The 23702-nt window shown below is 57.2% G+C and carries 21 protein-coding genes and 1 pseudogene; 11 read left to right on the forward strand and 11 right to left on the reverse strand.

Annotated elements, in window-relative coordinates:
* Positions 1-138: 138 nt before the first annotated feature.
* Positions 139-1179 (forward strand): LytTR family DNA-binding domain-containing protein, encoded by a 1041-nt coding sequence (locus KUV52_RS11870; protein WP_222526145.1) that lies wholly within the window; start codon positions 139-141, stop codon positions 1177-1179.
* A gap of 36 nt (positions 1180-1215) precedes the next feature.
* On the opposite strand, the gene KUV52_RS11875 is transcribed toward KUV52_RS11870, so the two are convergent.
* The gene (locus KUV52_RS11875; RefSeq protein ID WP_222526146.1) at positions 1216-2562 is read right to left on the reverse strand and encodes a dihydroorotase; all 1347 of its coding nucleotides are present in this window, start codon (positions 2560-2562) and stop codon (positions 1216-1218) included.
* An 85-nt stretch (positions 2563-2647) separates the two neighbouring features.
* Between KUV52_RS11875 and KUV52_RS11880 the strand changes: the two genes are divergently transcribed.
* Complete coding sequence (locus tag KUV52_RS11880) at positions 2648-3472, forward strand: M23 family metallopeptidase (protein ID WP_222526147.1); 825 nt, start codon at positions 2648-2650, stop codon at positions 3470-3472.
* Here the strand turns inward: KUV52_RS11880 and KUV52_RS11885 are convergent, their stop codons facing one another.
* Entirely contained in the window at positions 3473-3607 is a 135-nt protein-coding gene (locus KUV52_RS11885; protein WP_222526148.1) for a DUF3149 domain-containing protein, read from the reverse strand.
* A 135-nt stretch (positions 3608-3742) separates the two neighbouring features.
* Between KUV52_RS11885 and KUV52_RS11890 the strand changes: the two genes are divergently transcribed.
* Complete coding sequence (locus KUV52_RS11890; protein WP_222526149.1) at positions 3743-4882, forward strand: MalY/PatB family protein; 1140 nt, start codon at positions 3743-3745, stop codon at positions 4880-4882.
* Here KUV52_RS11890 and KUV52_RS11895 read toward each other — a convergent pair.
* Both KUV52_RS11895 and yfcE read right to left on the reverse strand, forming a co-directional pair.
* The gene (locus tag KUV52_RS11895) at positions 4861-5439 is read right to left on the reverse strand and encodes a VOC family protein (protein WP_222526150.1); all 579 of its coding nucleotides are present in this window, start codon (positions 5437-5439) and stop codon (positions 4861-4863) included. The genes KUV52_RS11890 and KUV52_RS11895 overlap by 22 nt on opposite strands.
* Positions 5436-5981, reverse strand: coding sequence for a phosphodiesterase (gene yfcE, locus KUV52_RS11900; RefSeq protein WP_222526151.1), 546 nt, complete (start codon positions 5979-5981; stop codon positions 5436-5438). The genes KUV52_RS11895 and yfcE overlap by 4 nt, the downstream gene beginning before the upstream one ends.
* Before the next feature lie 215 nt (positions 5982-6196).
* Between yfcE and KUV52_RS11905 the strand changes: the two genes are divergently transcribed.
* On the forward strand, positions 6197-6541 hold the full coding sequence (locus tag KUV52_RS11905; protein WP_222526152.1) for a hypothetical protein: 345 nt from the start codon (positions 6197-6199) through the stop codon (positions 6539-6541).
* Positions 6542-6659: 118 nt separating this feature from the next.
* Positions 6660-7154, forward strand: a complete 495-nt coding sequence (locus tag KUV52_RS11910; protein WP_222526153.1) for an ATP-dependent zinc protease — start codon at positions 6660-6662, stop codon at positions 7152-7154.
* 65 nt (positions 7155-7219) lie between these two features.
* On the opposite strand, the gene KUV52_RS11915 is transcribed toward KUV52_RS11910, so the two are convergent.
* Positions 7220-7429: a cold-shock protein gene (locus KUV52_RS11915; RefSeq protein WP_222526839.1), complete on the reverse strand. Its 210-nt coding sequence runs from the start codon at positions 7427-7429 to the stop codon at positions 7220-7222.
* A gap of 252 nt (positions 7430-7681) precedes the next feature.
* On the reverse strand, positions 7682-8872 hold the full coding sequence (locus tag KUV52_RS11920) for a class I SAM-dependent methyltransferase (protein WP_222526154.1): 1191 nt from the start codon (positions 8870-8872) through the stop codon (positions 7682-7684).
* Between the two features lie 158 nt (positions 8873-9030).
* On the opposite strand from KUV52_RS11920, the gene KUV52_RS11925 reads away from it, so the two are divergent.
* Positions 9031-9807: a methyltransferase domain-containing protein gene (locus tag KUV52_RS11925; protein WP_222526155.1), complete on the forward strand. Its 777-nt coding sequence runs from the start codon at positions 9031-9033 to the stop codon at positions 9805-9807.
* A 55-nt stretch (positions 9808-9862) separates the two neighbouring features.
* Here the strand turns inward: KUV52_RS11925 and KUV52_RS11930 are convergent, their stop codons facing one another.
* From KUV52_RS11930 to KUV52_RS11940, 3 genes are read right to left on the reverse strand one after another with little or no spacing between them, the layout of a single operon-like run.
* Entirely contained in the window at positions 9863-11080 is a 1218-nt protein-coding gene (locus tag KUV52_RS11930) for a phosphoenolpyruvate carboxylase (RefSeq protein ID WP_222526156.1), read from the reverse strand.
* Entirely contained in the window at positions 11077-11709 is a 633-nt protein-coding gene (locus KUV52_RS11935) for a condensin complex protein MksE (RefSeq protein WP_222526157.1), read from the reverse strand. The genes KUV52_RS11930 and KUV52_RS11935 overlap by 4 nt, the downstream gene beginning before the upstream one ends.
* On the reverse strand, positions 11706-15401 hold the full coding sequence (locus tag KUV52_RS11940) for an ATP-binding protein (RefSeq protein ID WP_222526158.1): 3696 nt from the start codon (positions 15399-15401) through the stop codon (positions 11706-11708). Before KUV52_RS11940 ends, KUV52_RS11935 begins: the two co-directional genes overlap by 4 nt.
* 352 nt (positions 15402-15753) lie before the next feature.
* On the opposite strand from KUV52_RS11940, the gene KUV52_RS11945 reads away from it, so the two are divergent.
* From KUV52_RS11945 to KUV52_RS11960, 4 genes are all read left to right on the forward strand, one after another.
* Positions 15754-17517, forward strand: a complete 1764-nt coding sequence (locus tag KUV52_RS11945) for a peptidoglycan DD-metalloendopeptidase family protein (protein ID WP_222526159.1) — start codon at positions 15754-15756, stop codon at positions 17515-17517.
* Between the two features lie 253 nt (positions 17518-17770).
* Entirely contained in the window at positions 17771-19144 is a 1374-nt protein-coding gene (locus KUV52_RS11950; RefSeq protein ID WP_222526160.1) for a winged helix-turn-helix domain-containing protein, read from the forward strand.
* 99 nt (positions 19145-19243) lie between these two features.
* The gene (locus KUV52_RS11955) at positions 19244-20311 is read left to right on the forward strand and encodes a DUF4405 domain-containing protein (protein WP_222526161.1); all 1068 of its coding nucleotides are present in this window, start codon (positions 19244-19246) and stop codon (positions 20309-20311) included.
* A 166-nt stretch (positions 20312-20477) separates the two neighbouring features.
* The gene (locus tag KUV52_RS11960; protein WP_222526162.1) at positions 20478-20816 is read left to right on the forward strand and encodes a YajD family HNH nuclease; all 339 of its coding nucleotides are present in this window, start codon (positions 20478-20480) and stop codon (positions 20814-20816) included.
* Positions 20817-20892: 76 nt separating this feature from the next.
* On the opposite strand, the gene KUV52_RS11965 is transcribed toward KUV52_RS11960, so the two are convergent.
* Positions 20893-21693: a hypothetical protein gene (locus KUV52_RS11965; RefSeq protein WP_222526163.1), complete on the reverse strand. Its 801-nt coding sequence runs from the start codon at positions 21691-21693 to the stop codon at positions 20893-20895.
* Positions 21694-22205: 512 nt separating this feature from the next.
* Between KUV52_RS11965 and KUV52_RS18890 the strand changes: the two are divergent.
* Positions 22206-22400: pseudogene (locus tag KUV52_RS18890) on the forward strand (HNH endonuclease); the annotation flags it as partial.
* Positions 22401-22818: 418 nt separating this feature from the next.
* Here KUV52_RS18890 and KUV52_RS11970 read toward each other — a convergent pair.
* Entirely contained in the window at positions 22819-23664 is an 846-nt protein-coding gene (locus KUV52_RS11970) for a DMT family transporter (RefSeq protein ID WP_222526164.1), read from the reverse strand.
* Positions 23665-23702 lie beyond the last annotated feature (38 nt).

Genomic DNA, 23702 nt, shown 5'->3' on the forward strand with positions numbered 1-23702 from the left:
CGAAACAACGAAACCGTGCGGCAACACCAACAATAACTTTTGCCGCCAAAGGTGCGAATTGAGGCGATCTCATCTCATTCGTCCTAGCGACCGCCCCGGCGCTGACGCCGGGCCCGATCTGGAGGGGATCATAAACCTATGAGCATATTGGCCCATAACCTGTATGAAGCTTCGAGCCTGTGGCAGTGGCCGCAGCGAGCATTTCGGCAAGCGCCTATTACCGTTTGGCTGGTGGGTGAGCAGACTCACCTCTACGGTTTGGAGTCATACTGGCCGTGCCAACACATCAATGACGCCGAGACCCTGGCTCAGTGTGTTGCCGGTGAGGACCTGAATGAGGTGTTGGTGCTGCTGGTGGAATCCAGCGGGAATCAGGATTTCACCACGACCCTGGATAATCTGGTGGCGGAGAAGCGGCTGCCGGTCAATCAGTTGATTCGCGTGCCAGGCTCCCCGGATGCCAGCCAGACGCCTCTGATATGGGCGCTGGCGGTACAGGGCATTGAACGTCGGTTCGAGTATGAACTGAGCGCGCTTGAAGCTCAGTTGATACGCACTCATCAACCCGCAGAGCAAGCGCGTCTGTGTTCTGATCTGGTGAGTCGCTGGCTGGACGTGTCCCGCATCGAGTTTCTGCTGCCTGGCAACACGGAAAGCCGAAAAACACCGCGCTCCCAGGCGATAGAGTTCTGTTGGCAGACGGTGCCTCATTGCGCCATTCTGGTCCATTTTGAGACGGTGCAGCCACAGGTTGACTGGATCCACAGCCGCTTTGAGGCGTTAAAGCTCACCCAGGTGGCGTGTCGGCAATCGTTCCCGAATCTGCAACAGGCTGGCTATCTTGGTCGACTGCATGAGCAGCGACACCGCATTCTGTACCTGGTTGGGGCCAATCAATACTGCGAGGTGGTTTGGGCCGACACCAGCAAAACGGAACTGTTGTCGATGCCTTTAAAGATGGTGCACCGCTACATGCATAAAGAGCTGGTTCAGGTGCACCGTTCCTACCTGGTTAATCCTGACAGGGTTCAGGGTGCCCGACGCAAACGTAATGGCCGGGTGGAACTGTTTCTGCATCTGACCCGGATCCCGGTGGGAGACACCTACAAGCAGATGCTGGAAGAAACGCACTCGCACTGGTTTGACCGTGCAGAGTCCACAAGAAGAAAGGCGCCCTGAGGGGCGCCTTTCTTTTCACTGGTTCACTGGAAACGCTTAGCGGTTAAAGGCAAGGCGCTGGCCCAGAACCTCAGTCGTGGCAAAGTTGCCGTCATACGCGTGGTGGCCGTTCACCCAGGTGCCAGCGATGGTGGAACGCAGGGTGTTGCCCTCAAACGGTGACCATTGACACTTGTAGAGCAGGTTGTCCTTGGTCACGGTGTAGGGGCGGTTCAGATCCACCAGCACCAGGTCGGCAAAGTAGCCTTCGCGCAGATAGCCGCGATCCTTCAGGTTAAAGCGCTCCACCACGGCGTGACTGGTTTTCTGGACGATGGTGTCCAGAGTCAGGTCGCCATTGTGGTAATGCTCAAACAGGGAGAGCAGAGCGTGCTGAACCAGGGGAACACCGGAAGGGGCCTTGAAGTAGGTGCCCTGCTTCTCTTCCCAGGTGTGCGGTGCGTGGTCTGTGGCGATGATGTCGATCACATCACGGCGAACAGCATCCAGAATGGCACGACGGTCGCGCTCCGTCTTGATGGAGGGGTTGCACTTAATCTGGGCTCCCAGGCGGTCGTAGTCCGCATCGGAGTAGTAGAGGTGATGCACACAGGCTTCTGCGGTGATGTTGGCCCGCCCCAGGCTATCCAGAGACTTGCCCGCTTCGAACAGCGCCAGTTCATCCGCGGTGGAGATGTGCAGTACGTGAAGACGACTGCCGTGCTTTTTCGCCAGCGCGATCGCCATCTCGGTAGACTTGATGCACGCTTCGCGGGAACGGATCTCACCGTGCAGCTTCATCGGTACCGCTTCACCATATTTGGCGCGGGCGGCCTCTTCGAGCGCCGCGATGGTCGGAGTGTCTTCACAGTGGGTGGCGATGGGGGTCGGGGCGTTGGCGAAGATGCCGTCCAGGATCTCCTCCTTGTCCACCAGCATGTTGCCGGTAGAGGCCCCCATAAACACCTTCACACCACAGGCAGCGTTCGGATCCAGCGCCTTGATCTCTTCGAGGTTGTCGTTGGTGGCACCGAGATAGAAGGCGTAGTTGGCCACGGAAACTTCAGCAGCACGGCGATATTTGGCTTCCAGCGCTTCGGCGTTCGTGGTTTGGGGATTTACATTGGGCATCTCCATAAAGCTGGTGATGCCACCGGCAACAGCGGCACGGGATTCAGTGGCCATGCTGCCTTTTTGGGTCAGGCCCGGCTCACGGAAGTGAACCTGGTCGTCAATCATGCCTGGGATCAGCAGCTTGCCTTGTGCATCCACTACCTTTGCGTCTGCGGGCGCGCTGATCTGGCCTCCGATCTGCTCGATCCGGCCATTACGGATCAAGAGGTCGCCCTGTTGACGGATCCCTTCGTTCAAAATCTCGGCATTGGTGATCAGAGTGCTAGTCATGGGTACTTCTATCTTATTGTGAGGTTATCGTCGCGCCCTATAATAGCCTCAAATGCGTTTAAAGCCCATTCGAGAGGGGATATTCATGGTACGCCGAACCTGGCTGAGTACGCTGTTTTTCATTAGCTTTTCCCTGCTGGGTGCAGAAGTTGAGCGGTTTTCATTGAGTGGTGAGTTGACTCAGGGCAGCCTGATCCGGGGCCAGACTCTGCCTGGTACACAGGTGTGGCTGAACGGTCAGCCGCTGCCGGTGACCCAGGATGGTCAGTTTGTTATGGGGTTTGGTCGGGATGCACCGTTGGAGCATTCGTTAACGCTGCACTTTAACGATGGTGACAAGTCGGACTACCCGCTGGTACTGAGTCAGCGCGAATACAAAATCCAGCGCATTGAGGGGATCGCCCAGCGCATTATGAAGCCCCGTCCGGAAGATGTGGCCCGGGCTCAGGAGGACGCGAGGCAGACCCGTGAAGCCAGGGAGCATTTCGATACCCGAACCGACTGGCAGCAGGCGTTTGTTTGGCCTCTCCATGGCCCGATTACCGGGGTGTACGGCAGCCAGCGGATCTACAACGGCGAGCCACGAAACCCCCACTTTGGCGTGGATGTGGCGGCACCGACCGGTACGCCAGTGGTCGCGCCCGCTGATGGCGTCATTACGCTGGCAGTGCCCGATATGTTCTATTCAGGGGGCACGCTGATCATCGACCACGGTTTTGGCGTGAGTTCCACCTTTATTCACCTTCACAAGCTGTTGGTGGAGCCGGGAACGGCAGTGAAGCAGGGCGAGGTGGTTGCGGAGGTTGGGGCCACAGGTCGAGTGACTGGCCCCCATCTTGACTGGCGGCTTAACTGGCATCAGGAGCGGTTGGATCCCGCATTACTGGTTGGCCCGATGCCAGCAAAGTGATCACTGCTCGGGTTGGGCGGACTTGGTCCAGAACATCCAGATGATGTAGCCAACGATACCGCAGGTGGCCAGGATAACCAGCATAGACATCCAGCCAACCGGGCTTTCCATGATCAGGTCAATCCAATGAGACATGGGGCAACTCCTTCTTGTTAATGCACTGTTGCCACCCTAGCTCACTCTGCTACAAGGGCTTATGATCCGGATCAAAAGAGAAGGCGGAGCCGGTTTTAAAGCGTGAGCGCGATCGGGTTCGATTAAGGAGCGACAATGGAATGGGATTTTGATCGGGTCATCGACCGCCGCAGCAGTGACTCCATCAAGTGGGGCCGGTTCCGCGACAGGGATGTGTTGCCCCTGTGGGTCGCGGATATGGACTTTGCCGTTGCCGAGCCGATTCAAGAGGCGATTGAAGCCCGGGCCCGTCATGGTGTGTTTGGCTATGCTGCCGTGCCTCAGAGCCTGCTGGACGCCGCTCAGGAGTGGCTGGCTCGCCGCTGGGACTGGGATGTGTCGAAATCCCACTTTGTGGCGTTGCCTGCGGTCATCCCCGGCGCCAACTTTGCGGTTCGGGCGTTGGCGAGTCGAGGCCCGGTTCATCTGACCTGGCCTCAACCCCTTTACCATCCTCTGGCTCAGGTGGCCGAAAACCAGGCCTTACCCGCGACCCCATTCCCGTTGGATTCATCCGGCCAGTGGGACCTTGCCAGTCTGGACCGTGCCATCGCATCTGGCGCCAATACTTTGCTGCTGAGCAACCCTCATAATCCGATTGGCAGCCGTTTTGATGAAGCGGCGTGCCGGGCTTTGGCAGCACGAATCCAGCGTCATCGGTTATGGGTGATCTCCGATGACATCCACGGCGACATTCTGCTGGAAAAGGGGGCGCGTCATCGCCCTCTGGCAAAGCTCTGTCCGGAGATCTCTGAGCGGGTGATCACCCTGATCTCTCCCGGTAAGGCGTTCAATCTTGCCGGATTGCCCTTTGCGCTTGCAGTAGTGCCCTGTACAGAGATGCGCAGGCAACTAAAAAGCACGTTAAGAGGCAATGTGCCTGCGGGCAACGTGGTGGCGATGGCGGCAGCGGAGGCGGCGTATCGTTATGGTGAACCCTGGCTGGAAGCGATGCTCGACTATCTTCGGGGCAATCTGGCGCTGCTGGAGCAGCGGATAGCCGGGATGGAGGGGATAACACTGGTGCGGCCGGATGCGACCTATCTGGCGTGGCTGGATTGTCGTGGCAAGGGCTGGGACAAGCCGGGCAGGGTGCTCGAATCGTTTGGGCTCGGGCTGTCTGATGGCAGTGAGTTTTCGGCTCCGTCTGGTTTTGCCCGATTGAACTTTGGCTGTCCCAGAGCCACCCTCGAGGCGGCTCTGGAACGGCTGGATCATGCCGTCGCGTCGGGCTGACGCAGACCCAGTACGTCGCGCATATCGTGGGGGTGAACTTTGATTGTCACCCCTTCGTGGCGGAAGGCCACGGTGGGGTTGGGCAGTGGTTCACCTTCCCCTTTGGGGCAGCTGGTTTTGATCTCAATGCCCAGGCTGCCGTCCTTGAGCACAGGCCACTTGGCGATCATCGCCGGGATCTGCTTTACCACCTCCAGCATCTGATGCTTGTCGGTGGCGTCACAGGGCAGAACCAGTTCAACGTGCTCCCAGCCATCCCGACGCTTTTTGCCATCAGGGAAGGGCAATTCCACCAAGTCGATGGCCCAGGGGCCAACCTGTATCGGCGTATCCAGCTGAATCAGCAGAATGGGACGTCCATTGATCTCCTTATCGGAGAGCAGGGTGCCGCGCTGCAAAAACGCATCGCGCATCGCCTCCGCATCCGCCCGTTCGGTGATTCGCAATGCCACGTGGTCGGCTACCAGGCCCGCGCGAAGCAGGCCCAGGCGGTCAGCCAACTGGCTGGCTTTTTCTGAGAAGACCGGCAGTTCGGCCATCAGTTTATCGAGAGTCATTGTGGCTTCCATGTCGTGCTGACCAACTCCTTTCCGTTGAGATCCAATACCCGAAACCGCTCACCATCAAAGTGACCCAGGCTCTCGCCATGGCCCCCTTTGCCCAGTGTTACTGAGCCGGGATTAAAGTGGAGGATGCCCTCCTGCCATTGGGCAACTGGCACGTGGGTATGGCCATAGGCGATTCCGTCCCCCTTTCTGAGTGGCGGCAGCGCATCGGGGTTGATGCGGTGTCCGTGCGTCAGACAGAGGCGGCGACCTTCGATGATCAGCCAGTTGTACTCCGCCATCAGAGGAAAGTGGCAGAGCATCTGGTCCACTTCACTGTCGCAGTTTCCCCGTACCGCAACAATTCGGTCGGCAAACTCATTGAGCCGCTCGGCGACGTTGGCGGGCGCGTAACCCGGCAGCACCGGATTGCGGGGGCCGTGATTAAGAATATCGCCCAGAACAATCAGTTGCTGGTAACCGAGGCGTTCACCCAGTTCAAGCGCGCGATCCAGCGCCGGCAGGACACCGTGGATATCGGAGATGAACAGCATAGTTTCGAATTCGAGGTGAGGGTGGCGCTAAGTCTACTGTGTGGCGGCGAACCGTGCCAGCGTCGGCCGCGGAAGCACTCGGGAGTGGAGGTAAAACGCACTATCTTTGGCCGATTTCGTGGTGTAGGGTGAAAGAGCACCACAAAGGCATAACGCCATTACAACAAGTGTGCGCCGGTGAATAATCCGGGAAGGGAGGGTCAATGAAAGACAGTATGGAAACGAAGTTAGCGATCGGCCCCTTTGGCAGTCAGTCTGGTACGGAAAACGAGGAAAACCTGCCCAGTCATCTGGTGGCTACTATGTGGCTCTGCATGTTGACGAGTCTGGATACAGACAGTCTGGAGGCGCTGGGGGACTGCAACATGGCGGTGGCGTTCGACCTGGGCATTGCGGTTCAGGTCTCGGACGAGGAAAACGTGCCACTGGCAGAGCTGATGGCCGAGGTGTTTGAGTTCTACAACGAAAAGATGGAACTGACCCTGCCAAGCGCTGAACTGGGCGTTGCCATGGCGGGAAGTTATCACAGGGCCCAGGCGGTTCAGAACCGCATCCACTGACAGAGAGAACCAGCTACGGCTGGTTCTTTCGTTATTGTGGGATTGATTTGCTTTCTGTTCAGCCGGTTAAGCTAGAATTTCGACGGACATTCATCGACCAGAAGAGGACACCAGACCCATGGTGAAACGATACTGGAAAGCCGTCCTGCTGATGGCACTGCTGCCTTTGGCCAGTGCGACCTTTGCAGCAGAGAAGGCGATTATTGGCCCGGTTGCGCGGTTGAACGTGGTTGAGGCGGATCTCAGCTACCTGGCCCGAATCGATACCGGTGCTTCCAAAACCTCCATCCATGCTGAGAACATGGAGGTTGTCGGAGGGGAAGTCGAGGACTGGGACGACAACATCGGTAAGACCATCCGTTTTGATACCGCGAACGAGTCGGGTACCCAAGCCACCATTGAAGCGGAGATTGCGGATGTGCTGCACATTCGAAACTCCCAGGGCAGTGAGGATCGCTATGTGGTCTGGCTGCATGTGGGTGAGCAGGACAAAGAGCGGAGGGTGCTGGTCACGCTCAAAGAGCGGGGCCCGATGACCTATAAGCTGCTGATTGGAAGAAACTGGCTACAGGGCCAGTACCTGGTGGATGTCGAGCTTCCCGACGAGAAGTGATGTGCCGCTGAGGAGATAACAAAAAGGCGCCCATCGGGCGCCTTTTCTAGCTTTTAAGCAACCAATTAGATCTTGGTTACGTTAGCAGCTTGCGGGCCTTTCGGGCCTTGCTCGATATCGAAAGATACCTGCTGACCTTCAGCCAGAGATTTGAAGCCGTCACCAGAAATAGCACGGAAGTGAACGAATACGTCAGCGCCGCCGTTGTCTTGAGTGATGAAGCCGAAACCTTTGTCGTCGTTAAACCACTTCACGGTACCAGTTGCTTTGGACATGATGTCTCCTGAATATACAAAAATTAAAACACGCAATTTGTGCCCGAAGTACAGCGTAGCAGCTGAATCGGGCTTGAGCGCTTCAGACAACATGACTTTAGCAGTAAAGCGATGGAGCGAAGTGTTCAGTATCAAATTGTTGCGCATGTCAGGCTTTCGCCAAACACACTGCACTATAACACCCTTGAACCGGGGATACATCGTTAATTGAATTCTTTTACAGAAAAAGCGCCCCTGGGGGCGCTTTTTTTCTTACCAGACTCGCAAAGCGAGGCCCTTGAGGTAGAAACCTTCCGGGTAGGCCGAGCCAATGGGGTGGTCAGAGGCTTGGGTCAGTTTTTCAATAATTTGGGCATCCCGGCCCGCATCCAGTGCCGCGTCAGCGACGATCTTCTGGAACAGCGCGGCGTCCATCAATCCGGAGCAGGAGTAGGTCAACAGGATGCCACCGGGTTTCAGGCACTGCATAGCCACCAGGTTGATGTCCTTGTAGCCGCGGCAGGCGCCGGGCAGCTGAGCCTTGTTGTCGGCGAACTTCGGCGGATCCAGAATGATCACATCAAACTGCTCACCTTCATCGCGGTACTGGCGCAGCAGCTTGAAAACGTCCGCTTCCACATTGTTCAGGCGGGACAGGTCCAGACCATTGATCTCCGCACTCTGCTGAGCCAGAGCGAGAGCCGGCGCGGACACGTCGACATTCACCACTTCAGCTGCACCGGCCTTGAGAGCGTAGGTGCCAAATCCGCCGGAGTAGCTGAAGCAGTTCAGTACCCGTTGATCTTTGACATAGCGGCTGGCGGCCAGACGGTTGTCACGCTGGTCCAGATAGGCGCCGGTTTTGTGGCCATGCTCCACATCCACCAGCAGTTTGACGCCATTCTCTTCAAACACCATCGGCTGAGCGGGCAGGGTGCCGTGCAGCAGCCCGGAAACCGGCTTCAGACCCTCTTTCTTCCGCACGTCCACGTCGGAGCGCTCATAGATGGCGCAAGTGGGGAACTGGTCCACCAGCACTTTGACCAGAGTGTCACGATGCATTTCAGCACCGGCGCTCAGCAGCTGGCACACCAGCACATCGGCAAAACGGTCGATGGTGATGCCCGGCAGGCCATCAGACTCGCCGGCAACCAGACGATAGCCGGTCAGGCCATCACGCTCGATCAGAAACTCGCGGCCGGCTTGGGCACGTGCCACACGGCGGGCAAAAAACGCCTCGTCGACCGCTTCGTTCTTGTCGAACGTCCAGATACGAACCCGGATCTGACTTTGCGGTGAGTAGGCACCACGGCCCAGCCATCGTCCATCCTTGGCGTAGACCTCGACGGTGTCGCCCAGCTCTGCGTGGCCTTCAACCCGCTCGATGCCATTGGAAAACACCCAAGGGTGACGGCGCAGCAGGGATTTCTCTCGGGATTTTTTCAGGATGACTTTGGCGACCATGGTGCTCGGGTCCGGGAAGGGAGGAAAGAGGGCGGATTTTAGGCCCAGTGTGCGACACAGGCAAGGGGCGCGGTGGAGTTTTCGTCGTTTGGGCAGACGCTTGAGTTCAATTGCATCGCCTTATGCGACAATGGTTCCGTGTGATTGAGGAGCGTTGAGTGAACGACACCAACTTTGACGGCCGAGCCCGCAAGTTTGCGGACAACATTTATGGCACCAGCAAGGGACAGGTCCGCGAAGCGGTACTGTGGCACCAACTGCAGCAGCGCTTTCTGCCGCGCTTGAGCGAGCAAAGCCCGATCCTGGATGCCGGCGGCGGGCAGGGCCAGATGGCGCGCCGTATGGCGGACGCCGGTTTTCCTGTGCTGCTGAACGATCTCTCTGGCGAGATGCTGACGATGGCGCGCGGCAGGGCAGAGGAGAGTGGCCTGGCGGACCTGTTTGACTACCTTCAGGGGCCGATTCAGGCGTTGCCCGAGCAGATTGAACAGCCCTTTATGGGTGTGGTTTGCCATGCAGTATTGGAGTGGTCCAACGAGCCGCAGGCGGTCTTGGCGGCTCTGGCTCAGTGCCTGGCACCCGGTGGCGTACTCTCTCTGGCGTTCTTTAACCATTTGGGCGCGGAGTTCCACAACCTGGTGGCGGGCAACTTCGATAACCTTGGGGAGGCGATGACCAGCCGCAAGACCCGACGGGTACGAATGGTGCCTCATTCTCCGTTGAAGAACGAGGATGTGATCCTGTGGCTGGAGGCGCTGGGGCTGAGAGTCGAGCATCAGTGCGGCGTTAGGGTGATCCACGACTACCTGAGAGACAAATCCCTGCAGCGCACGGATTTGGAGCGTCTGATTGAACTGGAACTGGCCTACTGCGAGCGTCCGCACTATCGGGACCTGGGTCGATACACCCATCTTTTGGTGAGCAAACCGGAATAGAACCGACACAACAAAGCCGGCTTCAAGCCGGCTTTTTTATTGTTGCTGATAACCCTTAACGCAGCGCTACCCGAACGTCCTGAATGTACTTGTTACCGCTGAAAATCGGGTGATCCACCAGAGAGGGATCCAGCGCAAAGCAGTCCTGATGTTCCTTGGGCAGGCTGTCGAAGGCGCCAATCACCTGGTACAGCCAGGCTTCCTGTGGCCAATCCAGCGCGTTGTGCTTCAGGTATTCCAGAGCAGACAGGGGCTCGGCGCGATCGATCGCCGCGCAGTAGAAGCGATCCACATCCTGTTTGAGACCATCGTCACTCAGGGTGTAATCCTCAGCCTGAGTCAGCTCAAACGCTTCGCCATGGGCCAGACGGGCGGCAGCCGCGTCCCGCTCCGGCCGTCGGATCTGGGCAACCAGCTCCAACAACACCTGCTCTTCGTCCGCCTGAGTGATGTCTACCGCTGCGGGAGCAAGAATCGCCTCCGCCTGGGTGAACAGGGAGGGGACATGAACCCGATCCAGATGGGGCCCAACCCGGTAATCCGGGTGCTGTTCGCAGTGCAGCAGGAAGCCTTTGAGCAACCGGGTACGCCCCTGGATCTCGCGGAAGCGTCCCAGCAAGGCCAGCAGGCGACTCTGCACCACCGCCATCTCCTGGGTGCAATCCACCAGCGTGTGTTGCAGGCCAACCACCAACAAGCGGCGTAGCTCACGGGCGTCGCCGGCCAGTTCCGCCAGTTCGTCAAAGCGGAACAGCTCCAAACTGGCCAGCAGTTCGATCACCTGTTCCTGAGCCAACCGGTTTTCCCGGATCTTGGCCTCAATGGTGCCGACGTAGCCGAACTCATTGTTGATCCGGGACCAGAGGCTGCGGGTCGAGTAGCGCAGGCTCTCTTTCAGGCCAAACACCAGCTCCTGCAGTTCCTGCAGATGGACATCCGCTGCTGGGTAGTCGTGCAGGTGCAGCGCTTCCTTGTAATGACCCGCCAGGGTTTTCATGGTCGCCAGCGCTGAGCCGATGTTGGCGTCCACCTGTCGGTTGCGCTCATCTTTGAGCGCCTCTTCCAGCATCTGACGAACCGGGCGGGCGAGGCGCAGCGGCTCATCCGGTTCGCTGCGCTTGAGAATGCCGTTCTGGACCAGCTTATCGATCGCCTTGGCGTTCTCTTCGTTAACTTCAGCCGTGCCCGCCACGTAGGTGTCCATCACCAACGCGGAGTGACGACTGAGCAGACTCAGAAAGCGTTTGCCTGCGTCGTGCAGATGATCGCTCACAACAGGGTCTCCTGCTTCATCACTTCCGCTTTCTGCTCAAGCGCCAGGGATTCGGTCTCGTCGATAAAACGCAGCACCTCGTACAGATATTCCACTTTGCCGGTGGCCTGGTAGATCTGCTTCTCCGCGTTGGGGCGTACCAGGTATCCCATCTCGCACAGGCGCTTAAAGATCTGCTTAAGCTGACCCTCAACGCTGGTGGAGGTGGAGTTGAACAGACGGAAACGGGCGATCTTCGCCAACTGCTCAGAGAGCGCAGGAACGTCTTCGATGGTGGTTTGCAGCTCATTGAGGCGCACCCGGACGCCCTGGGCCAGCGGTTCGTCACCGGAGCCTGCTTCCTGCACCAGAACCATCCAATGCACCAGAGGTTGAAGCGACTGCACCACTTCCTGAAACTGCTGGCCCAGGTGCTCACGTTCCGGCTCGCCCAGGTCCTGATAGCTGGCGTAGAACACGGTCTCCCCGGCAGCGCTGCTGACGCTCCGGTTCAACACGGCCAGGTGGTCATTCACCTGTTGGCGCTTGCTCTCATTGGCAAGCAGTTCCCAAGCGGCTTCGTCGCTGATTTTGCAGATGAACTCACCACGCAGCAGGCTTTCAATAACACGACCGGTTTCGCTTCTCATGCGGTGAGCTCCTCCTGCATGGCGCGGGCTTTCAGGCGCTCCGCGATGGGGCTGACTTTGGGTTGCACCACCTGCAGCTGGCGGGTGGTCTTATTGATGATGTAGCGGTTTTGGAACAGGGCCAGCACCTCGGATTCCGGGTTGGGGAACGCCCCAAGCACGGCAATCCGGTTGTTTTCACAGGCGTCGAAGATCTTCTTCACGTTACCGTGGTGCAGGGTACCCAGCTCATCAATGGGCCAGTGAATGATGGTGCCCGCATTGCCCCGAAGCAGGCGGGTGAAGGCCAGCAGGAACTTACAGAGGATCAGGTACGCCATGCCGTGACTGGAGGATTCATTCAGTTGACGGTCGGTGCGGATGATCAGGTCAGAATTCCCCTCCCGCAGACGCAGCTCAATCTCCAGCAGTTTGGCGATGCTGCCGGACAGTGCAGCGCGGCCAATCACTTCAAGGGCGCGGCGCAGACGCTGGGCGTACTCCTCGCCGGGCAGACCCGCAAAGCCCTGTGCCTGCCACTGCTGGTGGCTCTGAATAAAGGCAGTCAGCTCGTCCCAGAACTCCAGCTCACTGATGCGGGAGCGGATCTTCACCTCGGAGCCGGAAACGCCGTCCAGGAACAGCTCTTCACCCACTTCGCGGGTGATGCGGGCGGACTGTGTGCCGATCCGCTTATCGATGTCAGCCAGAACGTGGTAGTAGCTCTCCAGCTCCTTACCGAAGGTCTGGCCGGTGGTGCGCAGCACCTCCATACGGGAGGGCAGCAGGTGGTTCATCATGTACTGCAGATGAGGCACCAGCTTCATATGATCCAGCTTGGCGACACCGAGTTCGTTGTCCGGGGTGCTGAGGCAGTCGCTGCGCCACTGCTCCCAGTTGGCGGCCAGTTCCGGGCCAGCTTTCTGGCCAATCAGGCTGTCGAAGTGCTCCACCTGCTGTTTGATGACAGAAAGGTGCTGCTCCCGGGCCTGAAGCTTCTCCTGAGCATCACGTAGGCGTTCATCCAGCGGCGCGGCAGCGTAATTGTCGGCCTTGGGTTGAGCCGCCAGAGCGAGCTTGGTCAGCGCCGACAGCAGCTGCTTCAGTTGCTCAAGTTGCTCGTTGGCGCGGGTCAGGGACTGTTCTGCCTGCTTTTGGGACGCTTTCAGCTCGTCACAGAGGACCTTGTGCTCGCGCTGCAGTTTAGCCAGTACCTGATCCAGCTCCAGAATCTCACGCTGGGCGACCGCCAGCTTGTCCTGCAATTGGGGCTGCTCAAGGCTGAAGGGGCCCTTAAACCAGATCTGGTAGTTGGCCACCTTGTCTCGCATCGATTCGGTACGACCAATCTTCTGGTCCAGATCGTGGATCTGCTCTTTCAGGGCCAGGATCTGGCTGTCATCGACGCCGCGCTCTTTCAGCTCCGCCTGGTACCAGCGTTCACACTCGGCCAGTTCCTCGCTCTTCTGAGCGCGACGGTTGGCCAGTTCGCCGGAGAGCTGGGTTAGCTGCTCTTCAACATTGCCCAGACGCTCCTGCCAGAACGCCTCTTTATCCATTCGGGCTTCAATCTGCTGGGCTTTGAGGTCCTCCACAAAGCCTTCGTACTCGCTTACCAGCTTTTTCAGCTCCGCCTGTACGGCCTTGAGCTGCTTTTCAGACGCCAGCTTGCGCTCGGCAATCGCGGCGCGCAGAGCGTGGGTCAGCTGCTTTTTCTCATCCAGCAGACGAGCGTGCTGGCTCTTGGCGCTCTGGTATTGGGTCTGAGCACGGATAACCGCTTCGCTGGCAGCCTGAAGCTCGGACTGCTGTGCTTCGATGCGCGCTTCCAACTGGCTCTGTTCATTGCGGCACAACTCCAGCGCCTGACGGGCCAGCTCCGCACGCTGTTCCAGTTGCTGCTCATTCTGCGCGTATTCCGGCGCGTCCAGATTGCCCAGCTCCAGCTCGACGCCAAACAGCACCGGCTCATCGTTGCCAAGGGCGGGTTTCAGATCGCCACGCTTCAGCAGTTCCGGGCGGATCACTTTACCGATGGTGTGGATCCAGTCCGGTTTCTCCTGACGTAGAAACTTCAACAGGGAGTGGTCTTTCGGGAAACGCAGCTCGTCGATGGCGTCGTAGTCGGCCTGACACTGGGTCTGGCGCTGACGCAGCTGTCTGAGCTGCTCCTGAAGGCCCTGACGGGCCTGCCGCTGACGCTGTTCCTCTTCACGGTGCTGGTCAAGCACCTGCTCGGCACTTTGCTGCTGCTGATAGGCTTCATCAATGCGGGCTTCCAGCAGCTCCAACTGACGGCGCTCGTCGGTGCTGTAACCGGCGCTGTCGCAGGCCAGTTGAAGACGCTGTTGCTCCAGCTCAAGGGTTTTCAGTTCAGACTGGTGGCGCTGCTCGGCAGCCTGGCTCTGGTTGCGGAAACCGTCCTCAAGGGCGCGGATCTCGTTCTGCTGCTGGCGCTGCAGATCCGCCTGCTGGCTGCGGGCCTGATCCTGGCGTTCACGCAGGGATTCGATGGCCGCATTATTGCGTACTTCGATCTGGCCGCGGTGCTGAGTGTAGGTGGCCTCAATATCGGAGTGTTTTTCGGTCAGCAGGGTGTGACGCTCGCGCAGATCCTGCAGGTCGGCGCGCCATTGGCCGATGCGTTCCAGGTCCCGGGCGGCGGACTCAATGTCCATCTCCAGCCAGTTCTGGTGTTCATCTTCGATCTGCTCCAGTCGCTGCTCGTAGCTGTTGGCGTCGGAACGAGCGTCTGCCCGTTTGTCCTTCAGTTCGCTGCTCTGGGCCTCAAACTCGCGCACCGCCTCTTCCAACTGGGCCAGGCACTCGCGACGTTCCCGCTGATGGGCTTCAATCGCCTCCTCAAGCAGGATTTTGTCGCTGCCGAAGCCTGCCTTGAGGCCAGCCAACTCCTGTTCGCACATCAGGAACGCGTCATAGCGCTGCTCCAGTTTGGCAAACTGCGGGCGGGTCTGTTCAAAGTGCTGCACCAGCTGGCTTTCGCGGATCCACTCATCAACGCGGTTGGCATTGAGTCGGGTCTGCGGGGTTTCCACGCCATCCTCCTCAAGAATGGCGGCCACCATCTGACGGATGGTCTCCATTTTGCCCTCTTTAGAGTGCACGGCGCGAACCAGCTTCTCCATATGGCGGAGGGAGGCGTTGGGCTCACACAGGGCAAACCGGGCGGCGCAGTCGCGCAGTTCGCGGCTGTTGGAGGCGGCGTTCATCAGGCCACGGTCGTTCTGGATGATCGCCCGGTATTCTTTTACCGAGGTGATCTGGTTGGAAACCGCGACCCCCTGATCACGGAACACCTTACGCATCTCGCCGCTGGTGTGGCAGACCACCTTGTCGTCCTGACGGGACTTAATGTAGTCCTCCATGTCGAAGCCCTTGTCGACAAAACGGTACTGCACCCCTTTACCGTCGCCGGCGGAGGAGAGCACGGTTTGCGCCAGGGCGCCACAGGGGCGTTCGTATTCGTAGATGATGTAGCTGGCATCGGTAGGCAGGTACCAGCGCTCAAAGCTGTCCCGGGTGGCGGGCACGACCCGGCTGGGGTATTCGCCATAAAAGACCGGCACCAGACGTTGCAGTGTGGTTTTACCGGAGGCGTTGGTACCACAGATGTTGGTGTGGCCGTCCAGTTTCAGTTCGACCTCACCGGGCAGGTGGGTCGCGATCAGAATGATGCGCTTAAGGGTCGACATAGCCTATTTTTTTGCAAGCCTGATAGCAGTGGCGGGGATCCGCTTGGCCCGAAACGACTGGAAGGGGGCCGGGACCACAGAAGGGGCAGATCCGCCGGGTTTTAAAAACCCTCATCTTATCACCCGAAGTGCGCAGGAAATCAATGGGGAAGCCCGGTTGGTGCATCCTTGAGCGATGCGGGGAGATTTCGTTCGCCTGAATGGCAATCGATGAACCGTTATTGTCGGTGAGATCCAACTCCCCGTCCTATCAGTTGACATCCTCTTACTAAAATCGCATGTTGAACGCCGTTTTATGTAGTGAGGTAGCGGTGTGTTTCGATCTTGGGGCAAGGGGTCGGAGGCGGATGCCATGCGGCGACGCCAACGACGGTTGCAAAATCAGCTGAAAAAGCGACAGGCCTATGCGCCATCGCGGCAGGCTCGCCCCTTTGGACAACCGCATCCGGTGGCCAGCGCGCTGCGCGCCATTCTGCCCTCCCGCCGCACCTCTATGATGGCCTGCGCCGCTGCTGCGCTGGTCGGTGGCGTGTTCCTGATTAAACCCTCCGGCGAGCCCTCTACCGGCAGCAAGACCGCCTCCTCAAACCGCGTTGAACTGGATTGGCAAAGCGCCACGCCAGCGGAGGAGTCCCCCTCCTTTACTGCGGCACCACAGCGTCCCGAACGTCAGCCGGCATCCGAGCCCGAAGTGGAAGCGGCTCAGCCAGAAACGAAGCCGGTTGAGTTGGCGCAGGCGTCCGAGAGCGACGTTACCGTCAATTTCGACCCGGCGGAGACTGACTCAGCCGCTCAACCGCGGGTGGCTGAAGCCGAGCTGGAAGGGGAAGAGAACCTGGCGCATCTCCCTGAACCTGAAGTCCATGCCAAAGCGGGCTGGCTGGCGCGTCTGTTTGGCTGGGATAAAGAGGCCAATGTGGCGGTCGTAACCCCGGACCAGGCGGAAGTGGTTATTCATCCCCCCGAGGTGGAAGAGCCGGCCGTGGTGGAGCCGTTGGGCCCCGAGGTACATCACTACACCATCGCCAAGGGCGATACCCTTAGTGGTCTGTTCAGCCGCTTCGGTATTGGTCAGGCCGAGATGTACCGGGTGCTGGAAGCGGATTACTCCGTGCTGGCGCTGGATACCCTGATGCCGGGCAATGACCTGATCCTGGAGCAAGATCGGGATACCCATGCTCTGAACCGTTTGGAGTTGGTGTTTAACGTCGCCCACCGTGTGGTGTACGAACGCCAGAGCGATGACAGCTTCGCGGTGGAGGAGACGCGTCTCGACGGCGATTGGATCGCCTCCGCGGTGGACACCGAGATCAATGGCAGCTTCTACCTCTCTGCAGAGCGGGCGGGGCTGACTCCGGCCGAGATCACCCGCATCACCACCCTGTTTAAAGACAAATTGGATTTCCGCCGTCAGCTTCGTGCTGGCGACACGGTTCGAGTGCTGCGTGAAGCGCAGTATGTCGAAGGGGAAGCCACCGGCCAGGATCGCCTGCTGGCGGTGATCTTTGCCGGCCGCAACTGGGAGCAAAGTGCGTATCTGCACGATGACGGCAGTTACTACGACAATGAGGGTAACAGCCTCTCTCGCGCATTTATGCGAGTGCCCGTGAAGGGCAAGTACCGCCTGAGCTCCCACTTTAACGGCAATCGTCGCCACCCGGTGACCGGCCGTGTTGCGCCCCATAACGGTACGGACTTTGCCGCGCCGACAGGTACGCCGATTCTGGCGGCGGGTGATGGCCGTATTACCCGGGTGGAGAATCACCCCATCGCCGGTAAATACGTGGTGATTGAGCATGGCGGTCAGTACCGCACCCGTTACCTTCATATGTCGCGCATCGATGTGAAGCGTGGCCAGACCGTGACCCGTGGTCAGCAGATCGGAGCCATTGGCGCAACCGGTCGTGTGACCGGGCCGCACCTGCACTATGAGTTCCACATCAGGGGACGTCCGGTTAACGCCATGACCGCCAACATCCCGATGGCGACATCGGTGGAAAAGGCCGAGAAACAGGCGTTTTTGGCCAAGGTGTACCAATACCAGGCTCAGATGGCTCAACTGGCTAAGACCGACCACGGTGATGACACTGCATCCGGACCCGCCGGGGCGGGCTGAATCACGAACAGAAAAGGCGCCGACAGGCGCTTTTTTTGTGGGTTAAGAACAGGGACAACCTCATTAGACATCGGGATACCGCCTGGCAGCGCTGGGTCATTGCCCTTCCTTACCGCTGTTAATCATGAACGGGTCGCGTTGACGCCGCTGCTATCAGCGATTGCTTTTGTTTCAATGGGATGAATTCGGACAGTGGCATTATTAGAATGAGCTGGCGACTACAGGAAGTGGTCTTAGTCTGAGGATGGAGAATATGCGCTACCGGATCGGTGAATTCACTCTGTGTGCCCGTTCGTTGTCGCTGAGCAAAGCGGGACAACAGGTGTCGATTCGCCCCAAAACCTGCGCGTTGCTTCTGCAACTGGTTTCCAAGCCGCAGGTGTTGCAGAGCAAGAGCGAGCTGCTGACGGCGGTTTGGGATGACGTTCAGGTAGAAGAGCAGGGGCTGTTTCAGTCGGTTGCCGAGATCCGCAAGATTTTTGCCGGAAAGGAGGCGATCAAGACGGTGCCTCGTAAGGGCTATATCTGGTTGCTGCCCGTGAGTGAGTCCTCAGCTCCCGAATCTCGTCGCCGTTGGCCCCAAGCCTGGCCTGCCGTGCTGCTTGTGTTACTGGCTCTGCTGGTGCCCTGGTTATGGCCCCTGGCAACACCCGAGACGGACGACTCGGAGTCCCCCGTGCTGATATTGCCTTTCGAGGTACACGCCACGGGGGCGGATCACCGTTGGGTCAGCTACGGCGGGATGGATCAACTGGGACAGATGCTGACAGCGCGCCTGCCCATGGATCAAAGTCTGGCACTGCTGAGTCGAAACGGTCTGACAGAGCCGCCCTTTGAGGATGACGCCGTAGCCCGCCTGTTTGCCAGTGCCAAGCTTTCGGCTGTGGTTGCCACAAGTCTGTTTGGCAGTGTGGGGGACTACCAGCTCAGCTACCGCCTTTATCGGCCCGACTCTGTGGAGCGGGACATACTGCGGGGCGATGCGGTACCGGCGTTGCTGCATCAGTTGGCGGATGTGCTGGCTGCGCGCCTGCACACAGAAGCGAGCCACCCTCGAATTGACCATAAGCAGGAGTTGGCCAACGCCCTGTTAGCGCAAGGATTGGTGCCGTTTCAACGGCAGGAGTACGACGCCGCCATTGCCCTGTTTGAAGCCGCTCTGCAGCTTGCCCCCCGCCACCCCCTCATTCTGCAACTCTGGGCGCAAGCCAGGCTTGCTTTGGGAGAGGCAGAATTGGTGTCATCGACGTTGGCGGATTGGCTCACCCAGCCAGTGCCAGTTGAGAACCTGCCCGCACTGTATCTGCTCCGGGCGCAAAGCCAGGTACAGATGCAACTTCCATTTGATGCCAGTCTGCAACGGCTGCGCCAGCATGCCGATCCGGACCGCCATGGCCTTTACTTGGCCTATGCCTCAGAGCTCGAAGCACAACAGGCCTTGGAGAACGAAAACTGGCAGGGGGCCGAGCAGGGCTTCCGGCAGGCTCTGGCTTATCATCAGCGCATCGCCTGTCCGTATGGTCAGGCCGAGAGTTGGCGCCAGCTGGCACGGTTGTCGCGGCTGACCGGCGATGCTGACTCTGCGCAGGAAGCTGAGCAAAACGCCCAGCGCCTCTTACAGTTTTAATCTTTAATAACAACGGTTTGATATTTTTATAGGGCATTATTGAAGGCCCCCTTGCCGTTTCGCTGCACACTGGCGGCTCCCCAATTTGAGAGCCATATCATGTTAAACCTCAAAGGTCGCTTGCCGGCCCGGGCGCTGATCAGCTGCGCCGTCCTATTGCTGTTTTCTACCTTGAGCGTCACCTCCATTCTGATGTATCTGCAGGCACACAGTGTCAGCACCGCCTTGCTGCACACGGTGGCAGGCTTCACCTTTATGCTGGCGGTGGGTTGGCATATGAAGAACAACTTTCCCGGCCTGAAGCACGCGTTGCGATGGCGCCAGGGGGGCCGGATAAGTTGGGTGCTTCCCACCGTGTCGATATTGGTGCTTGCAGTGATCCTCGGCAGTGTCAGTCAAAGCCAGCCTTTGCTTTCCGTCTATGAGTGGGGAAATCGGATTCGGGCCGGCCAGGCTGGTGAAGTGGAGCGGTTAAGCTATGAGCGGATTACCCTGGGGGGGAGTGAGGCCCCCGTCGTGTTGGAGCTGGACCTGCGTCGCGGCCCCTTCTGGCGCTGGCCTACCTATGCCTTTTGGCTGGAAACATTGGAGGGGGAGTTTATCCAGGCCTTGTATGCCACACACAAGATCGGCAAAAACGATTTCTTTATGCAGGCAACCCGGCTGGCCAACGGAGAGTTCCAGTTTGAGGAGGCACCTGAGACCAAATCGGAACGAGAGCGTCCGGAGTCGTTGCCGGTGTTTTTGCATCGCCTTGGTCGACGGTCAGAGACGGGCAGGTTGGTACCAGCGGGCGATCAGGTGCTCGCCGATGGGGTAACCGGTGCTACGATGGGCACCAGCTTTTTAGCGCAGATTGCTGGCGTGGCGTCTGGCCACAATAAAGTGCGCCTGATGTTCGAAATGAACCAATCCTTTGACTACAACGACTACTACAGTCACGACCGCTTCCCGGATGATCCCATCTATTCCGGCAACGGTTACAGCGCTCAACCCTCTTTGGTGTATGGGGTGGAGATCGATCTGAGTCAGAGTGGCCAGATCAGAAAGCTTGAGCTGCTTGGACATGGCCATCACTCAGGCCGGGATGGCGAGATTTACAAGGATGTCAGCCGGTTAACAACGGCGCTGGAGTCTGTTGAGCGGCTTTTGGTTGAGGTGATGTAAGCACTCCGGAAGATGGCCGGTTTGTTCCGTGCTGGCTTTTGACGCCTGGCTTTTGGACATCCACACGTCAGCGCGTTGTGGCAATGAAAGAGGGAGGCGTTTGCCTCCCTTTATCGAACCGGGAGTGGCTATAATGGCGCTTTCAATCGGCATTGACGGAGGCCTTATGGCCATCATCCCCAAAAACTATGCCTCGCTGGAGCAGGGCTACCGCGACAAGGCATTGAAGTTGTTTCCATGGGTTTGCGGCCGCTGCGCTCGCGAGTTTCAGTACTCCAATCTGCGGGAGTTGACGGTTCATCATATCGACCACAACCATGAGAACAATCCCTCTGATGGATCAAACTGGGAGCTGCTGTGCCTGTTCTGTCATGACAACGAACATGAGAAATACACTCAGGCTGCACAATATGGCAGTACCGTGCAGGCGGGGGAAGATCTAAAGCGCGATGTGGCCACTCACAACCCTTTTGCTGATCTTAAGGCGATGATGGGCAAGAAGTAGCTCTGTCCCCCAATACTAATAGCAAAGGGCCCCTGTCTTATCAGGAGCCCTTTGCTATTTAAGAGTGTGCTCCAGTTTAGTTGCAGCCGCCTTTTAGTTTTCCGTGCACGTTGCCAGATTCCAAACAAGTTCCTTCACCTGGAATTATTTTAAAAGTGCCAATGACTGTATTGTCTGTAGCGTATGTGTCAAAGTTATCAATAAGGGAAAGGTCCTTTCCCACGTAGCCATTGATAATAAAGGACTGTTCGTTATCGGAGGACCTTATAGATCCTGCCACATTATCCAATAGTGATATGGCGATAACATTTGTAATCAGCTTTAAGCTTCCATCAATATGATTTTGCTGTGTGAAAGATATTTGAATTCCAACAACCTTCACATCCCCATAAATTATATTATTTGCAATGGTGGCACTCTCGCCATTACCAGAAATTTCTAATGAACCATTGGTGGTTGAGTTTACTATGGAAATATTCAATGTGTTTTTCAACAACATGTTGCCAATAATGTCCATTTGATTGAAGTTGGAAACAGTAGATTCGTGTATTAAAACATTGCCATAAATATTGCTATTGGAAGATTCTATATCTCCACTACTTATATCGATGTTTCCGTCAATGTTCGAGGCACTTGAAATTTTTATCTGTCCACCTTCTATTACACTCACATTACCAGTTAATGTGGCTCCATTTATCAACTTCAGTGTCCCACCATCAACGATGACATTATTCTCAAGGTATCCGCCGTCGATGGTGACTTCCTCACCAGCGCTGATGGTCAAACTACCGTTATCTTCTGAATCTGCAGATAGGTTGAGCGACATAAGTGCCTGAGACATAAAAATAACCCACAGCCACTGTTTTCGTATAGACATCTTAGACTCCGAATGTTCAATACCAAGCGGGAAAGCCAATTGTAGTTGATTACCTATAGCTCAGTGTATTGAAACCTGGACGGTAATAACTTCAACTTTCCATTAAATTGATTTGTATGAAATCCAGTGTTTTAGGATTGTATGCTTAATAAACTGTTTGATGCATAGGTGGCAGCATAATCCTATAACAATTAACATAATCAATGCTTTGATTTATTTGCTCTTCGTCGAGGATTGAATCTTTGGATCAACAAAACATAAAGAGTTCTTTCCAGGTGTAAACAACCTTTTGTAGAGGCAAATTATTGAAATGATGAGGCAAATACTTTTGATGATGCACTGCCGTAAGTGACACAGGCGACCTGTGGACTAGCCACTTATCGATGTGGGAAGACTCAGGCTCTTGACCAACTCCGACTTATAGAATCGAGGCCTTGCTGGAAGGCGCACTGTGAGTGTGTATTGAGAGACAAAATGTGTGGGGGTGGAATTCGAGTGGTTAGGTGTGGGGGTATGAGAACAATCCTTCTGATGGATCCAACTGGGAGTAGCGGTGCCTATTCTGTGATGACAACGAACATGAGAAATACACTCAAGCTGCGCAATACGGCAGTACCGTGCAGGCGGGGGAAGATCTTAAGCGCGATGTGGCCACCCACAACCCCTTTGCTGATCTTAAGTCGATGATGGGCAAGAAGTCGTCCTGATAGTGAGAAGCCCTTTTTCTGATATCAAGAAATGGCTGTTCTAGGCGGGTCATTGATGGGTTAACTGTACATTGACCTGAGGAGCCAAACTCCAGTCTGTGGTGCTCGATCCTCGAAGAATAAAGGGGCCAAGTGTTGGCCCCTTCTTTACAGCAGCACATCATTTGCCTTTAGCTGGTGGGGCGTTTCCTCTCCCCCCTCCCGATGACCTTCCAGTTGTACTAGGCCAGTTTCCACCAGGTCTGGAAGGGCTTGCAGGAGCGCGACTACCTTTTGCCATAATAGCTCCCTCTTTAACGCAAAGCAGTACCGCTTAGCTTACTAAGTGTAGTGATTGAAAAGGTAACTGGTACCTGTCTGTTGACGCTTAAAGTGTTAGCTTTTACCAACGCTCAACCTTAATAGATAAGCCTTACCTCTACGACGACTGGCGCCGTTTCCCCAATATCACCGCCCATATTCCCCCCAGTATCATTAAAGAAGACAACATAAGACGCCCAGAGAGGGTTTCACCGGCAAACAGGATGCCGCCTAAGGCGGCGATTATCGGTACCAGCAGCTGCAATATGGCGGCTCTGATGGCAGATAGGCCGGATAGGGCCATATACCAGAGGGCGTAGCCAATGCCTGACATTACTCCGCCGGACAGTACCGCCAAAAGAACGCCCTGAAAGGAAAGGTGCTGGGTGTTCAATGTCAGGGCAAGCAGGACAAGGGTAAACGGCAGTGTGCGTAGGAAATTGTCGTTGGTTACGCTGAGGGGGTTTTTGGCTCCTCTGCCGAGAAGGGTGTAGGCGCCCCAGGCGATACCGGCAACGGACATCAGGATGAAGCCGGTCAAGGACGGTGCGCTCACCCCGGGCAGCATCAGGTACACAAACCCGGTAAAGGCCATTATCAGGCCCAGCCATTCGATGGGGTTGAACCGGTCTCCGGACAGAAAGCTGAACAGCATCATCGAGACCTGAACGGCACCAAACAGGATCAGGGCGCCGGTTCCTGTATCCAGTGTCATATAGGCATAGGAAAAGGTGATGGCATACAGGAACAGGAAAAGAGCCGCTTTCCAGCTGCCTCGGCTGACCTGGGTTCCTTTTCTTTGGCTTAAAGAGACGATCAGCAGCAGTACGACGATGCCGGAGAGCAGCCTAATCGCCGTGAAACTGGCGGCATCAATCCTTTCGCCACCCAGCGCCAGGCGGCACAGCACCGAATTGCCAGCAAAGGCGATCAGCGCCAGTGCGGTCGAGAGGACGATTTTCATGTTGGGTTTACTGGGTGGAATGGCGGTCAGGCGTTGAA

The sequence above is a fragment of the Ferrimonas balearica genome (assembly GCF_019802055.1).
Taxonomy (GTDB): domain Bacteria; phylum Pseudomonadota; class Gammaproteobacteria; order Enterobacterales; family Shewanellaceae; genus Ferrimonas; species Ferrimonas balearica_A.